This window comes from Pseudomonas sp. AC169 (assembly GCF_979258515.1).
Map to the genome: position 1 here is coordinate 5,724,949 of NZ_OZ409866.1, position 13,740 is coordinate 5,738,688.

General features: G+C 57.9%; 12 protein-coding genes. 1 reads left to right on the forward strand and 11 read right to left on the reverse strand.

Annotated features, from left to right (window positions below; translation table 11 throughout):
• Positions 1-179: 179 nt before the first annotated feature.
• The 11 genes from ACZZ0G_RS25580 to hxsD all read right to left on the reverse strand — a co-directional run bounded on the left by ACZZ0G_RS25580 (position 180) and on the right by hxsD (position 13,326).
• The gene (locus ACZZ0G_RS25580) at positions 180-1,601 is read right to left on the reverse strand and encodes an efflux transporter outer membrane subunit (RefSeq protein WP_463558018.1); all 1,422 of its coding nucleotides are present in this window, start codon (positions 1,599-1,601) and stop codon (positions 180-182) included.
• Positions 1,598-4,777 (reverse strand): efflux RND transporter permease subunit, encoded by a 3,180-nt coding sequence (locus ACZZ0G_RS25585; RefSeq protein WP_038367649.1) that lies wholly within the window; start codon positions 4,775-4,777, stop codon positions 1,598-1,600. The genes ACZZ0G_RS25580 and ACZZ0G_RS25585 overlap by 4 nt, the downstream gene beginning before the upstream one ends.
• A 15-nt stretch (positions 4,778-4,792) precedes the next feature.
• A complete protein-coding gene (mexE, locus tag ACZZ0G_RS25590; RefSeq protein WP_463558019.1) occupies positions 4,793-6,046 on the reverse strand; it encodes a multidrug efflux RND transporter periplasmic adaptor subunit MexE in 1,254 nt (417 codons plus the stop codon).
• A gap of 272 nt (positions 6,047-6,318) precedes the next feature.
• Positions 6,319-8,058 carry a dipeptidase gene (locus ACZZ0G_RS25595; RefSeq protein WP_463558020.1) on the reverse strand — a complete coding sequence of 580 codons (1,740 nt, stop codon included), beginning with the start codon at positions 8,056-8,058 and terminating at the stop codon, positions 6,319-6,321.
• A 244-nt stretch (positions 8,059-8,302) separates the two neighbouring features.
• Entirely contained in the window at positions 8,303-8,671 is a 369-nt protein-coding gene (locus tag ACZZ0G_RS25600) for a hypothetical protein (RefSeq protein WP_463558021.1), read from the reverse strand.
• Between the two features lie 250 nt (positions 8,672-8,921).
• Positions 8,922-9,206, reverse strand: a complete 285-nt coding sequence (locus ACZZ0G_RS25605) for a hypothetical protein (RefSeq protein WP_463558022.1) — start codon at positions 9,204-9,206, stop codon at positions 8,922-8,924.
• 32 nt (positions 9,207-9,238) lie between these two features.
• Positions 9,239-9,652, reverse strand: coding sequence for a hypothetical protein (locus tag ACZZ0G_RS25610; RefSeq protein WP_463558023.1), 414 nt, complete (start codon positions 9,650-9,652; stop codon positions 9,239-9,241).
• A 50-nt stretch (positions 9,653-9,702) separates the two neighbouring features.
• The gene (hxsA, locus tag ACZZ0G_RS25615; RefSeq protein WP_463558024.1) at positions 9,703-10,311 is read right to left on the reverse strand and encodes a His-Xaa-Ser repeat protein HxsA; all 609 of its coding nucleotides are present in this window, start codon (positions 10,309-10,311) and stop codon (positions 9,703-9,705) included.
• Entirely contained in the window at positions 10,308-11,543 is a 1,236-nt protein-coding gene (gene hxsC / locus ACZZ0G_RS25620) for a His-Xaa-Ser system radical SAM maturase HxsC (RefSeq protein ID WP_463558025.1), read from the reverse strand. The genes hxsA and hxsC overlap by 4 nt, the downstream gene beginning before the upstream one ends.
• Complete coding sequence (gene hxsB, locus ACZZ0G_RS25625) at positions 11,543-13,030, reverse strand: His-Xaa-Ser system radical SAM maturase HxsB (protein ID WP_463558026.1); 1,488 nt, start codon at positions 13,028-13,030, stop codon at positions 11,543-11,545. The genes hxsC and hxsB overlap by 1 nt, the downstream gene beginning before the upstream one ends.
• On the reverse strand, positions 13,027-13,326 hold the full coding sequence (gene hxsD, locus ACZZ0G_RS25630) for a His-Xaa-Ser system protein HxsD (RefSeq protein ID WP_463558027.1): 300 nt from the start codon (positions 13,324-13,326) through the stop codon (positions 13,027-13,029). Before hxsD ends, hxsB begins: the two co-directional genes overlap by 4 nt.
• A gap of 59 nt (positions 13,327-13,385) precedes the next feature.
• Here hxsD and ACZZ0G_RS25635 point away from each other — a divergent pair, with 59 nt between their 5' ends.
• Entirely contained in the window at positions 13,386-13,646 is a 261-nt protein-coding gene (locus ACZZ0G_RS25635; protein WP_463558028.1) for a hypothetical protein, read from the forward strand.
• Positions 13,647-13,740: the final 94 nt, after the last annotated feature.

The following is a 13,740-nucleotide window of genomic DNA, read 5'->3' on the forward strand; positions in this document are numbered from 1 at the left end:
GCTCGCGAAAGCATTGGATCAGCCCCGATGGTGTCGCCTGACACAGCGCATTCGCGAGCAGGCTCGCTCCCACAAGATTTCATTGATCAAAAGTCAAAAAAAAGCCCCGCGACCGAATGATACGCGGGGCAAAAAAATTGGTTGGTTGCGGCCAACCAAAGGAGCTCTTTAACAATCGATTACTTGCTGGCTACTGCTTCCGGTTGCCAGCCGCCACCAAGGGCCTTGTAGATCGCGACGATGCCGCGATACAGGTCCACTTCGGCCTGAGCCTGACTGTCTTCGGCGTTCAAACGCTCACGCTGAGCGTCGAGCAGCACGAGGAAGTCAGTGGTGCCTTCGCGATAGCGGATCTCAGCCAGGTCAGCAGCCTTGCGGCTTGATTCACTCTGACGGATCAGCGAGATCAGGCGTTGCTGACGCTTGCCGTAATCACTGAAGGCGTTTTCCGACTCTTCAAGCGCAAGCAGTACTTGCTGCTCGTAGTTCGCCAGGGCGCCTTCGGCATCAGCATCGGCTCCACGCAAACGGGCACGCACGCTGCCAAGGTCGAACGCCGCCCAGGTGATGCTGGGGCCAAGTGCCCAGGCGTTGGCCGCCGAGGAACCGATCTGCGAGCCGCGCCCGGCCGTCCAGCCGAGGAATCCACTGAGGCTGACCCGTGGGAACAGATCAGCTTTCGCGACGCCAATACGCGCTGTGGCCGAAGCCAGATTGCGCTCAGCGCTGAGAATGTCCGGACGACGCTGCAGCAGCTCGCCCGGATCACCGATCGGCAAAGCTTTGGCAATCGCTGGCAAGTCTTTTGGACTCAGATCGACGGTCAGCTTGTCCGGACGCTCGCCCAAGAGGGTGGCGATACGGTTTTTCTGCCGAACCTGTTCTGCCTGCAATTGCGGCACGCTGGCTTCGACCGAGGCCAGACGCGCATCGGCGCGTTCGACGTCGAGCTGATCGCCCACACCGGCATCACGCAGGCTGATGGTGATCTTTCGCGACTCCACCTGATTGTTCAGGTTGGCCACGGCGATCTTTTCGCGCAGTTGCGCACCTCGCAGTTGACTGTAAGCGTCCACCAGTTCGGCAATCATGGTGACTTGCAGTTGGTACAGATCGGCTTCGGCCGCTTGCTGGTCGGCGTCGCTGGCTTCCAGATTGCGCTGGATGCGCCCGAACAGGTCGAGTTCCCAGGCCATGTCCAGACCGAGGTCATAGCGTTCGCTATTGACCCGGTCGGTGGTCTGGCCGGGGATTTGGCCCTTGGCCAGATCACTGCTGGCGCGGCTGGTGATGGTCGGCATCGCGTCGTTGCTGGCGTCGTCGCGGATCGCCCGGGCGGCTTTCCAGCGGGCGAACGCCACGCGCAGTTCACGGTTGCCTTGCAGCGATTGGGTCACCAACTGGTTGAGGGTCGGATCGTCGAATTGCTGCCACCAGATGCCTTCGAATTTCGAACGGTCGAAGTTCTTTTGCCCGGCCGCGCCGTCGGTGACGGCCGTTATATTGGCCGCCTCCGTGGCTGGGGTCTTGTAGTCGGGGCCGACGGCGCAGGCACTGAGGGCCAGCACCAGCAGACTCGGCAGGAAGACTTTCAGACTCATTGTTGCGCCTCCAGTTTCAGAGCTTTGGCCGCTTTGCGGGCTTCGCCGCGTTCGACAAAGTTACGGATCAGTACGTAAAACACTGGGGTCAGCAACAGACCGAAAAAGGTCACCCCGAGCATCCCGGAGAACACCGCCACACCCATGGCGTGACGCATCTCGGCACCGGCACCGCTGGAGAACACCAGTGGCACCACACCCATGATGAACGCGAAGGAGGTCATCAGGATCGGCCGCAGACGCAGACGGCAGGCTTCCAGAACCGCTGCGAGCGGGTCGAGGCCTTCCTCCTGTTTGTCCTTGGCGAACTCGACGATCAGAATCGCGTTCTTACAGGCAAGTCCCACCAGTACGATCAAGCCGATCTGGGTGAAGATGTTGTTGTCACCGCCCGAGATGATCACACCGGTAATCGCCGACAGCAGGGTCATCGGTACGATCAGGATCACCGCCAGTGGCAGGCTCCAGCTTTCGTATTGAGCGGCGAGCACCAGGAACGCCAGCAGTACGCAGAGCGGGAACACGAACAGCGCGGTGTTGCCGGACAGAATCTGCTGGTAGGTCAGGTCGGTCCACTCGTAGGTCATGCCGTTTGGCAGTTCATCTTTCAGCAGTTTCTCGATGGCTTTTTCGGCTTGGCCGGAGCTGTAGCCCGGGGCGGCAGCGCCGTTGATTTCTGCGGTGATGAAGCCGTTGTAGTGCATCACGCGATCCGGGCCCGAGGTGTCGCTGACCTTGATGAAGGTCGCCAGCGGGATCATTTCGCCTTTGTTGTTGCGTACCTTCAGCTGGCCGATCTGGTCGGATTCGAGACGGAACTGTTGTTCAGCCTGAACGTTGACCTGATAGGTGCGCCCGAAACGGTTGAAGTCGTTGGCATACAGCGAGCCCAGATAGATCTGCAGGGTGTCGAAGATGTCGCTGACGGCCACGCCGTGGGTCTTGGCTTTTTCACGGTCGATGGCGGCATCGACCTGTGGCACGTTCACCGTGTAGCTGGTGAACAGGCCCGCCAGTTCCGGCACGCTGTGGCTCTTGTTGATGATGTTCATGGTTTCTTTGTACAGCTCGTCGTAGCCCAGGTTGCCCCGGTCTTCGATTTGCAGACGGAAACCACCAATAGTGCCCAAACCTTGTACCGGCGGTGGCGGGAAGATCGCCATGTACGCCTCTTGGATATTCGCGTACTGGCCGTTCAAGGCCCCGGCGATGGCACCGGCGGACATGCTCGGGTCTTTACGCTCGTCGAACGGTTTCAGCGTCACGAAGACGATGCCGGCGTTCGGGCTGTTGGTGAAGCCGTTGATCGACAGGCCCGGGAACGCCACGGCGCTTTCCACGCCTGGCTGTTTCAGCGCCATGTCGGACATGCGCTTGATGACTTCTTCGGTGCGATCCAGGCTCGAAGCGTCCGGCAGTTGTGCGAAAGCTACCAGGTACTGCTTGTCCTGGCCGGGGACGAAACCGGTCGGCGTGCTGGAGAAACCGAAGAAGGTCAGCACCATCAGGCCTGCATACAACAGCAGGGCGATGCCGCTGCTACGGATAACCCGGCGCACGGTGCCGACATAACCATGGCTGGCACGATCGAAGAAGCGGTTGAACGGACGGAACAGCCAGCCACCGAAGATCTTGTCGAGTACCTTGGAGAAGCGGTCTTTCGGCGCGTCGTGGCTCTTGAGCAATACAGCGGCCAGCGCTGGCGACAGGGTCAGCGAGTTGAACGCTGAGATCACGGTCGAGATGGCGATGGTCAGTGCAAACTGTTTGTAGAACTGCCCGGTGAGGCCGGAGATGAACGCCGCCGGAATGAACACCGCACACAGCACCAGCGCCGTGGCCACGATCGGGCCGGTCACTTCACGCATGGCGCGTTTGGTGGCTTCGACCGGATTCAATCCGAGCTCGATATTGCGCTCGACGTTCTCCACCACCACGATGGCGTCGTCCACCACGATTCCGATGGCCAGTACCAGGCCGAATAGCGACAGCGCGTTCAGCGAGAAGCCGAACAGGTGCATCACCGCAAACGTACCGATCAACGACACCGGCACTGCCACCAACGGAATGATCGAGGCGCGCCAGGTTTGCAGGAACAGGATCACCACCAGCACCACGAGGATCAGAGCTTCGAAGAGGGTGTGAACCACCGCTTCGATCGAGCCGCGCACAAAGATCGTCGGGTCATAGACGATGCTGTAATCCATGCCTTGCGGGAAGTTTTTCTTCAGCTCGTCCATCTTTCCGCGAACTTCGTTCGAGATATCGATGGCATTGGAGCCAGGGCGCTGGAAGATCGGGATCGCCACCGCCGGTTGGTTGTCCAGCAACGAGCGCAGGGCGTATTGACTGGAGCCGAGTTCAACGCGAGCGATGTCTTTGAGACGAGTGATCTCACCATTGTCGCCTGCGCGAATGATGATGTTCTCGAACTCTTCCTCGCTGACCAGACGGCCCTGTGTGTTGACCGACAGCTGGAAGCTCTGGGCATTCGGAGCAGGGGGCGCACCCAATTGGCCGGCAGCGACCTGACGGTTCTGCTCACGAATGGCGGTGACCACGTCGGTTGCAGTCAGATTGCGCGAAGCGGTCTTGTTCGGGTCAAGCCAGACCCGCAGCGAATAATCGCCCATACCAAACAACTGCACATCGCCAACACCGTTCAGACGAGCGAGCTCATCCTTGATGTTGAGGATCGCGTAGTTGGACAGGTAGAGCATGTCGTAGCGCTTGTCCGGTGAGGTCAAGTGCACAACCATGGTCAGGTCGGGCGATGCCTTGTCGACGGTGATACCGATACGCGTCACTTCCTCGGGAAGTTTCGGCTCGGTCCGGGTCACTCGGTTCTGCACCTGCACCTGCGCGTTGTCCAGGTCAGTGCCCAGGGCGAAGGTGATGGTCAGGGTAATCTTGCCGTCGGCGGTCGACTGCGAGGACATGTACAGCATGTTCTCGACGCCGGTGATGGCTTGCTCCAGCGGAGCAGCCACGGTTTCACCGATGACTTTTGGGTTGGCGCCCGGGAAGTTGGCACGCACCACCACCGTCGGTGGCACGACTTCCGGGTATTCGCTGATCGGTAACTGGAACAGCGAGATCGCACCGGCGATCAGGATCAACAGCGAGAGCACCGCTGCGAAGATCGGCCGTGAAATGAAGAATTGGGAAAAATTCATCGGAGTTGTCGTCCCTTAACCGCGTGGGGTCGTAGCAGCCAGCTTCACAACCGATCCCGACGCGCCTTTGGCAGGGGCGACTTTGGGCAGGTTGCTGGCTTCCAGCGCTTGACGTTGTTGAGCGAGTGCCGCGATGGTCTGTTCGCTGGCCATCGGGATCACTTCAGGCGTGACCGGTGAACCAGGACGAACCCGTTGCAGACCCTTGACGATGATCGTGTCGTCCTTGTTCAGGCCGGTACGGACGATGCGCAGGCCTTCGATTTTCGGACCCAGTTCGACGGCGCGGTACGCGGTTTTGTTGTCCGCATCCATCACCAGTACGAACTTCTTGCCGAGGTCGGTACCGACCGCTTCGTCGTTGATCAGCATGGCGTTATAGGTACCGCTGCCGACCAGCTTCAGGCGTGCGTACAGGCCCGGGGTGTAGGTGCCGTCGCTGTTGTCGAACACCGCGCGACCACGGATGGTGCCGGTTTTCGGGTTGACCTGATTGTCGACGAAGTTCATCTGACCGAGGTGCGGGTTGCCGTCTTCATTGGACAGGCCCATGTACACCGGGGTGGTCGCGCCGCGCTGACCGTTACGGGCCAGTTGGGTGTATTTGAGGAACACACGCTCGTCAGCGTCAAAGTAGGCGTAGACGCGGTCGGTGGAAACCACACTGGTCAGCGGGGTGGTGTCGGCGGTCACCAGGTTACCGGCGGTGATCTCGGCACGGCTGACGCGGCCACTGATCGGCGCGGTGACGCGTGTGAAGCTGAGGTTCAGCTTGGCTAGGTCCAGTTGCGCTTGCAGTGCGCCGACGGCGGCTCGGGCTTCTTGTGCAGCGCTGGTGCGCGAGTCGGCCAGTTCGGCGGAAATGGCGTTGCTGGCGCGCAGACGTTCACCACGACCGGCTTCGTTTTCACTGCGGGTGGCGTTGGCGCGGGACTGGGCAACCAGTGCTTCGAGGCGGCGCACCTCAGCCTGGAACGGACGCGGGTCGATCTGGAACAGCAGGTCGCCTTTCTTGACCAGTGCGCCCTCAGTGAAAGCGACGCCGTCAATCTGGCCGGAGACCCGTGGACGGATTTCAACGGTTTCCGGCGCTTCGAGGCGCCCGGTGAATTCGTCCCACTCGTTGACCGGTTGTTCCAGCACCTTGGCCACGCTGACTTTCGCTGCGGGCATAGTGGCGGCAGTCTCCGGAGTCTTGCCGCAGGCGCTCATCACCAGTACGGCCAACATGGCCAACGGGAAGCGCAAATGTTTGAGTGACTGTTCCATGGATGCATCCGCCAATGTATTGAAGATGGGCGGATGATGCTCGGCGGGGTGTGATGGCACGAATCGAATGAAGCAAAGGTAACTATCATTCGGAATGATATAAGGCCCGAACGAGCCCTCTAGCATGCACCTTTCGTTAGGTGGCTATCAATCTCTCTGAAGGCAATTCTGCGTTGCCCTCTGTGCAAAAGTCAGGGGTGAGGCTGCGCGGCGGGGATTACGCGGGGATTAAAAATGTCGAACCCGCCATTGCGGCAGGTTCGACAATACGATCAGAGTTTCGGCAACTGGCCGATCCGACCGATCATTTCCGTGACGATCTGCAGATCCAGCTGGAATTGCTCGACAGTCTTGAACTCGCCATCGGTGTGACCGGTGTACTTCACGTTCGGCATGGCCAGACCGAATTGCACGCCGTTGGGCAATTCATGCACCGAGGTGGCACCAGCGGAGGTACCGAACTCATGTTTCATGCCGAGGTTTTCCGTCGAGACAGCCAGCAGCGCCTTGACCCACTCGCCCTCAGGATTGCGGTACATCGGCTCGGCGATCGAATAGTCGAAGGCAACGGCTACGTGGCTTTTCTTGCTCCACGCGGCCAGTTTCTCAGCGATTTCAGCCTTGAGCTTTTCTGGCGACTTGCCCTTCGGTACTCGCAGGTTGACCGCGAGTTTGAAGGCTTTTTCGTCCATGCCGACATAGGTCAGTGAAGTCGTCAGCGGTCCCATGAAGGAATCCGAGAAACCGACACCGAGTTTGTTGCCGAGATAATCCAGACCCCAGTTGTCAGCGGCGTAGCGTGCCGCATCGGTGATGTGGTTGTGCTTGAGCGCGACTTTGCCATCAATGCTGTTGATGAAGTCGAGCATCCGTGCCACCGGATTGACCCCGGATTCGGGCTCGGAGGAGTGCGCGGATACGCCGGTCACCGTCAGTTTGACGTCTTTGCCATCAACTTTAGCGCTCACCTGGAAGTCGCCGCCATTGCGTTTGGCAAACTCGTCACCGGTGTTCTGCAAGCTGGCAGCCAGTTCCGCAGGCTTGTCGCTAACGATTGTGGCCACCGACGCCGAAGGAATCTGGTTAGTCGCCAGGCCACCGGTCATCGAGATGATTTCCGCACCTTTGCCTTCACCCTTGCGCTTGGCGAAGTTGGCCATGACGGTGCCGTAGCCTTTCTCGGCAATCACCACCGGGTAACCGCCGTCCAGCGCCAGGTTGTAGTTCGGTGTCGGATTGCGCTCGAAGTAGTAGGGGATCGCGTCGCCCGTGGTTTCTTCGGTGGTGTCGACCAACAGCTTGAAGTTGCGCACCAGCGGCAGCTTTTCTTCCTTGATGACTTTCATGGCATAGAGCGTGACCACGATGCCGTTCTTGTCATCCTCGGTGCCTCGACCATACATGCGGTCGCCGATCATAGTGATCTTGAACGGGTCGAGGCGGGTGCCATCCTTGAGCACCCAGTTTTCCGGCGTCACCGGCACCACGTCGGCATGCGCATGAATGCCAACCACTTCATCGCCGCTGCCGTCGAGGGAGATCTCGTAGACGCGATTGTCGATGTTGCGGAATTTCAGATTGAAGGACTCGGCAAGACTCTTGATCTTCGCCGCGATCTTGATGAACTCCGGGTTGTCATGCTGTTCGACACCATCCTTGCGAAAGGTCGGGATCTCCACCAGTTCGCGCAGGGTTTCGGTGGCGGCAGCGCTGTATTTCGCTCGCGTGTAGATACCCAACAGACGATAGATTTCGTTCTGCTGATCGGCGTTCAAAGTCTTGTTATCGAGGTAAGCGCCAATGGCCGGGCCGATGTCGGCGGTTTTTACCAGATCGCTCTTGCCCAGATTGCCAAGGAACTCGCGGAAATCAGTGGCTTTGTCGGCGCTGTAGGTCTTGAGAATTTCAGCGCTCTGTTGCGGGGTGATATTGGCTTGCGCGGGCGCAGTAAACGCGGCAAGACCGGCCAGCATCAACGTGGTGGCAGCCAGTTTTTTGAAAGGGACATTCATTACGAAGGGCATTCCTTTGCAGGGCAGTGAGTGAGGCGTGTCTCAAGGTTGAGATACATACACTTACAAACTAACACCGTGCCGGAGCCTTGCGGGAGTCCTGAAAGGGGATGTGTCGCACAAAAATGCAAAAGGGGCGCAGAAATGAAAAAGCCCGGGGAGGGTTCCCGGGCTTGTTTATCGGTGAGATCAATCGCCGACCAGAGTCTCGGCAAATCCTTGCGCCAAGTTCAGCAAAGGGCGGCTACCTGGAAATCTCCTCCACCATCAGCCTGGATGGGATCAGCAACGTATTCGTGTAATAGGCCTCATACCCATAGGCAGTTATGCGAACTTTGCAGGGGATTGAAGCTTGCAACGCCAGCAACGGTTTGATGGCGTCGTAATCATTCAGGTCGCGTTGCGTGCCATTCGTATTGGTGTAGTAAAAAATCAGATCAGAGGAAAACTTGTAATTGGTTTTGGCTTTACTGCTCGCGGTCACCCGTCCTTCGGCTTTTATCGCGATTGAATGCTCAGACGAAAACTCCATATCACGATCGAGAGAGCAGATCAGAGTCGGTGTGAGCTGATTGGATTTTTCGTAATCATTGAACGCGTTCTGCAAATCCACGGTGGAGCTGAAGTGTGCCGTGAACAGATTGGCGGGGCCGAGCTCGAACGTCGATAACGTAAGGTCGGCGGGTGGAATGCTTGCCGTTTTTACACAGCCAGTGCACAGAAGAACTACCGGGTAAATGACACTGCGAAATTGGTTAATTAGCGGTCTCCCGGGGGGGGGGCGACGACGTCAACTGATGACCCCGTGGCGGCCCATCAAACCACCACGAGTTCAGCTTATTTACGTGGGCACGACTGGCGAATCAATCGGCTTGGCAGACAATTCGCCACATCCCGCGTACGCCATCTTCTACCCAAGTGCCTTCCAGTACATTCGAGTCCTCGAAGCGGTGCAGCGTTGCTCTTCCGCCGAAGCCTTCGGCTTGCAGTTCGTAATGCCCCGGGCCTTTCGCCTGGCCTCGGTATTTCCAACTCTGACCCCCATGGTCATAGGCGACGGTAATAAATTCGCTGTCGATCGTAACCTTGCAGGGTTCATCGAACGAGGCAGCACCGTTGGGGCGGAAAGTGTCCATTTTGGCGAACATGTTGGCGTCCTTGTGAAGAGATCAGGTGCGGTTCAGGGCAGCAGCCAAGTGCTGTTTGGGGTGGTTGACCGGATGCCGACGGCCTGGCATTGCTCCAGAATCGGCAGAATGTAGGTGATGCTGGTAGGGCCCTCCTTGCCTTCTGCTGTGTAACGAGCCGCCTGGCAGAGCGGGCCGGCTTCTTTGTACGTATGGTTGGAGCCGATTTCCACAGCGTGCGTTTGACCGAAATGATTGTTATCGGCGAGGTAGTCCAACGTTTGCTGAAAAGCTGCTCGCGTCAGCACCAACTGGGAATCTTTCGATCCCGTCTCAATCACAACGCGATTTGCCTCAACGGTCGTGATACGGAAACGAGCCTTACGCGAAGGAGTTTGCAGCTCCTTGCCTTGCAGGCGGCTGATCAATGCCCAGAGGGTGTTGTCGACTTGAATGATGTGCTGCATGGGATAACTCCTTTGTTGCTGAGCGGAAATTGGCTTTGACTTGAAGCGACTTATGGAATCTTGATACCCAACGCATTCAGCGATGGGGTATCCATCCGGCCATTCACGGTCAGCCCACTGTCCATCTGAAATGCCATCAACGCACCACGTGTCGCCTTGCCCATCACTCCATCGATGGTGCCTTGGTAATACTGGCGCACCATCAGCGCGGTCTGCACACGGGTGACCAGGTTGCTTTTCTGCTCATTGGTCGCACGGTTCTTTGAACTGCTTGAGCTTGTCCCACTGGTAGTGCCGGACGACTGATAAAAGCTATTGCTGTTTGAGGTGCTGCTAGAAGTACCCGGCGCGCTGTAGCTCCGGGTACTGGTAGCGGGTGGGCTGTAGTAGCGAGGGGCGCTATAGCCACCCGAACCGCTGTAGTGCGAACTGTGCGAACTGTGGGACCGGTGTGAACTGTGCGAGCGATGTGCCGCATAAATGTTGACGGTATCTGGCGCATTGAGCGTATCGGCAAATACCGGAGGCTGTAGCTTGTCGTGGGTTAGCCAGTTCGCATCGGCGAGCGGCAGATGGCCCACCTGCGCCAGGGTACTACCTGCCATTGGCAGCAGACTTATTCCCCCGATCATGACTTTCCAGCGGTCGAGCAATTTCACGGTGCACTCCTTGCATAGGCGCTAAAGGCCTCGGTCGATAGTTGTTGTACGCCGCGGCTCTGCCAGCGGTCGGTGTGGGATTTAAAGAAGCCAGAGCAATGTTTGACGGCAGCGCATTGCTGGCAGGTATCGATGAACAGGTTCTTCCAGTCGGAGATGCTCTGGCGGGCGAAACGCGAGAGGTGGGCCGGGATCAGACACAGGGGCAAGTTGTAGATCGAAACCGGCACGCCGCGGTTGAACAGGAAGTACACGGTCTGGCTCAACGACTGCTGATAGTCCAGAGGGTCAATCCACAGTTCTTCGTAATGCTTCCTGGCCAGGCCGGTGCTTTCGATACCCATCAGGGCAACATGTCGCACGAAGGGCAGGTTCCTGAACACGTAATGGGCGAGCTCGGGCAAGCGTGGCGTGGTCAGACGATTGAGCACTACGCGTATCTCGATGATCTGGTTCGCGCGAGCCAGGTTGTAAAGACCTCGCAGGGTTTCGCTGAAAGCACCTGGCGCTTGCACCACATGGTCATGGTCTTCGGCATTGTCGGCATACAGCGGAATGCCCCAGCTCAACTGATGATGGCCGATGGCAGAGAGCGCTGCGATCCAGCTCGGGTCTTGGAACAGGCGCCCGTTGCTGAGTACATGGATGGATTTTTGTGGCAAAACGGCTTTGCACTTGGCCAGGATTTCGAGCAGGCCATCGCGATAAAGCGTGGGTTCTCCGCCACTGATTCCCAGGTTTTCTTCGCCCGGGTCCATCAGGTCGATCAGCCGTAGGTTCTCCTCGATGTGCCAGCGGTCATCGATATCTTTGGGCGGCTGGGAGCACATCAGGCAGAGGCTGTTGCAACGATCGGTCATGAACAGCAGGTTGCTGTCTGAGCCTCGTCGATAGAGCACTCGCACCAACGCGTTGCCTGGTGTGACGGCAATGACATCGCCGGGCTGCACGACATCATTGTCTTTGGGGGTGTGCAGGTGTGGCCGCGTGCTGTCGAAGTCTCCGATCAAAGGCTCCGGTGTCAGGAATCCAGCCACTGGTAATGACAATAGATGCGGGCTTCGTAGCCGTTCTTCGTTTGGTAGCCAAAGTAGCAGGTCAGCGAACTCAGCGTTTCCGGCACAAACAGCCAAGCCTTGTTCGATGAACTCATCCAGAGTGATGACCTTGAGCAGTTTCGGCTCATTCAGGTGATGGATTTCGAAGTGGGTGTCTTTGCGCAGCATCGCCATCAGCCCCTGTAACCCGGAAATCGAACATCGTTGTAAGAGCGCCTGTTCAACCAGGACAGCAGCACTCTCTGCACGTTGTCGTCGCCATCGCGGAGCAAGCCGAAGAGATGCTTCAGTAGCCCCATGTTCTTCTTGCAGAAGCTGCTGAACACTCGGTGTCCGATCGGGTCAGCCTGGCGGGCATAGTGTTCGATGGGGTCAGCACCACAGTACGGGACAAGTGCGCAGTCGGAGCAACCCGGCAGCGCCTCTGCTACACCACTGGCGAGCAGCGCATTCATAACGGGCGATGTGAGTAGTTCAGACAAGGGTTGCTGCACGGTGCCGAGTCTCAAGCCGTCTTCACCCATCTCCAGCAACATTCGAGCTTCGTCCGAGGGATAGACATAACCGTCATAGTTATAAACCAGCGCCGCAGTGCCAGCGCCAGCAGGGGAGCGCAGGTCTACATAGCCGGAGGAAAAGGGTGTCAGGATGTTCTTCAGCAACAAGCTCGTATAACTCTCTGAGAGGTAGACGCCCTGTTGGTTGATTTGCAGTAAATAGGCCAGAGCCTTCTTGTAGAAGGCCAGGTATCGCTCAATAGGGTAATCAAGTCGATGGGCACTCTTGGTGGCAAACCCATAAGGGCTCAGAGGCCGTAGCGAGATGCTGGAGAAGCCCTGATCAACATACTCATCGATGATCGCTTCAGGCTGTTCGAGGCTTCTTGAAGTCAGCGTGGTCAGCGCGGAAACTGCATCATGGCCAAGGCGCTCACGGACCCACTGAATGCCTTTTACTGTGCGTTCGTAGGAGTCTCGTGACGGTGTAGGGCGGTTGGCATTATGCAAGGGCGCCGGCCCATCGAGCGAGGTCGAAAACTGGATTCGATGTTGTTCTGCGAAGTCGAGTATTTCCTCCGTCAGGTGGTGCAGCGTGGTGGTGATGACGAACTGGATATCTCGTCGTTCGACCACGTTCCGTTCAACGATCCATTCAACAATCTGGCGGACGCGCTCGAAGGCCAGAAGCGGCTCGCCACCCTGAAACTCCACAGTCAAAGCAGGAGCGTTTGATTCGAACAGGCGATCTACTGCCGCCAGTGCATCGGCTTCCGAAAGATCGTGGCCGGATCCTCCCAGCGGGGCCCGCGACACCTGGCAGTACTGGCAGGTGTGGTTGCATCGCAATGTCACCACGAACAAGTGCAGTGCGGGGCCTTGGAAGATGAAGTCCTTGCGGCTGCGATATTGCGCGGCCATTTCCGGGAGCGGATCGTGGCGGCCTGGTTCGTGGATGAAGTGGCGGGCCAGCAGGTCCTTGTAAAAAGGCGTGCCCGCTTGAACGTCGAAATAACTGAGGGCTCGTAATTGCGCGTCGTTCACGTGCATGTACTCACCAGTATCGGAGGTGAGCAGGATGTCACGTTCATGTCCGGTGTTCATGCGCATGAATCGAAAAGGCAGCAAGCGGTAGTGCCTGGCGTCTGTCGCAATCAGTGTCATTGCGAAATCCCACACCCAGCGAGCGCGGCACGGGCCAGGATTTCGCGCAATCCAGCTGTTTCGCGGTTGATATGGTCGCGTAGCGCGAAGTCGTTCAGATGCTGGAGGATCAGCGAGTGAGCCTGCTCGGGGGAAAGCGTTAGCGTTACTTCAGCTGGGTGGGCCGTGAGGTTTATCTGACTGGCTTCAATAGCGACCTGGATCGCGACAGTGTCGGCCAGGGAATAAGCAGCGCGTTGCACCACGTTGAGCGGGTAGGCTGCGCTGTCGAGTTTCAGTGTGACTGGCCATGTCATCGGAACCGGTCCTTCAAATCCTTTGGGGGCGTGGGGATTTTGCCGGTTGCTGAGGCGTTATGCCATCATCATTTTTTACATTTGCTCTTGTCAGGCCCTCGGCATTGTTGTCCTCGATCGCCTGCCGCCCTTGCCTGAACAACCCGGCGACACGGTTTGTCGCCCGGCGCTGGAAGATGGGGTCAAACGTCACCGAGACCCTCATCATGAAAAACCTCTTCGCTTTCATTGGACTGTGCGTAGTGCTTAAAAAGGGCTACGAGCTCTACACCGAATACACCGACCTCAAACACGAGCAACGCCAGCGGGCAGACTCCTGACGTGGCTGCCGTCATGGATTGGAGGATGATTTCGAGGTGGAACCATCACGAAGTTATGGCAGAATGCCACTCTGTTGAATTGGATCCACTGCGA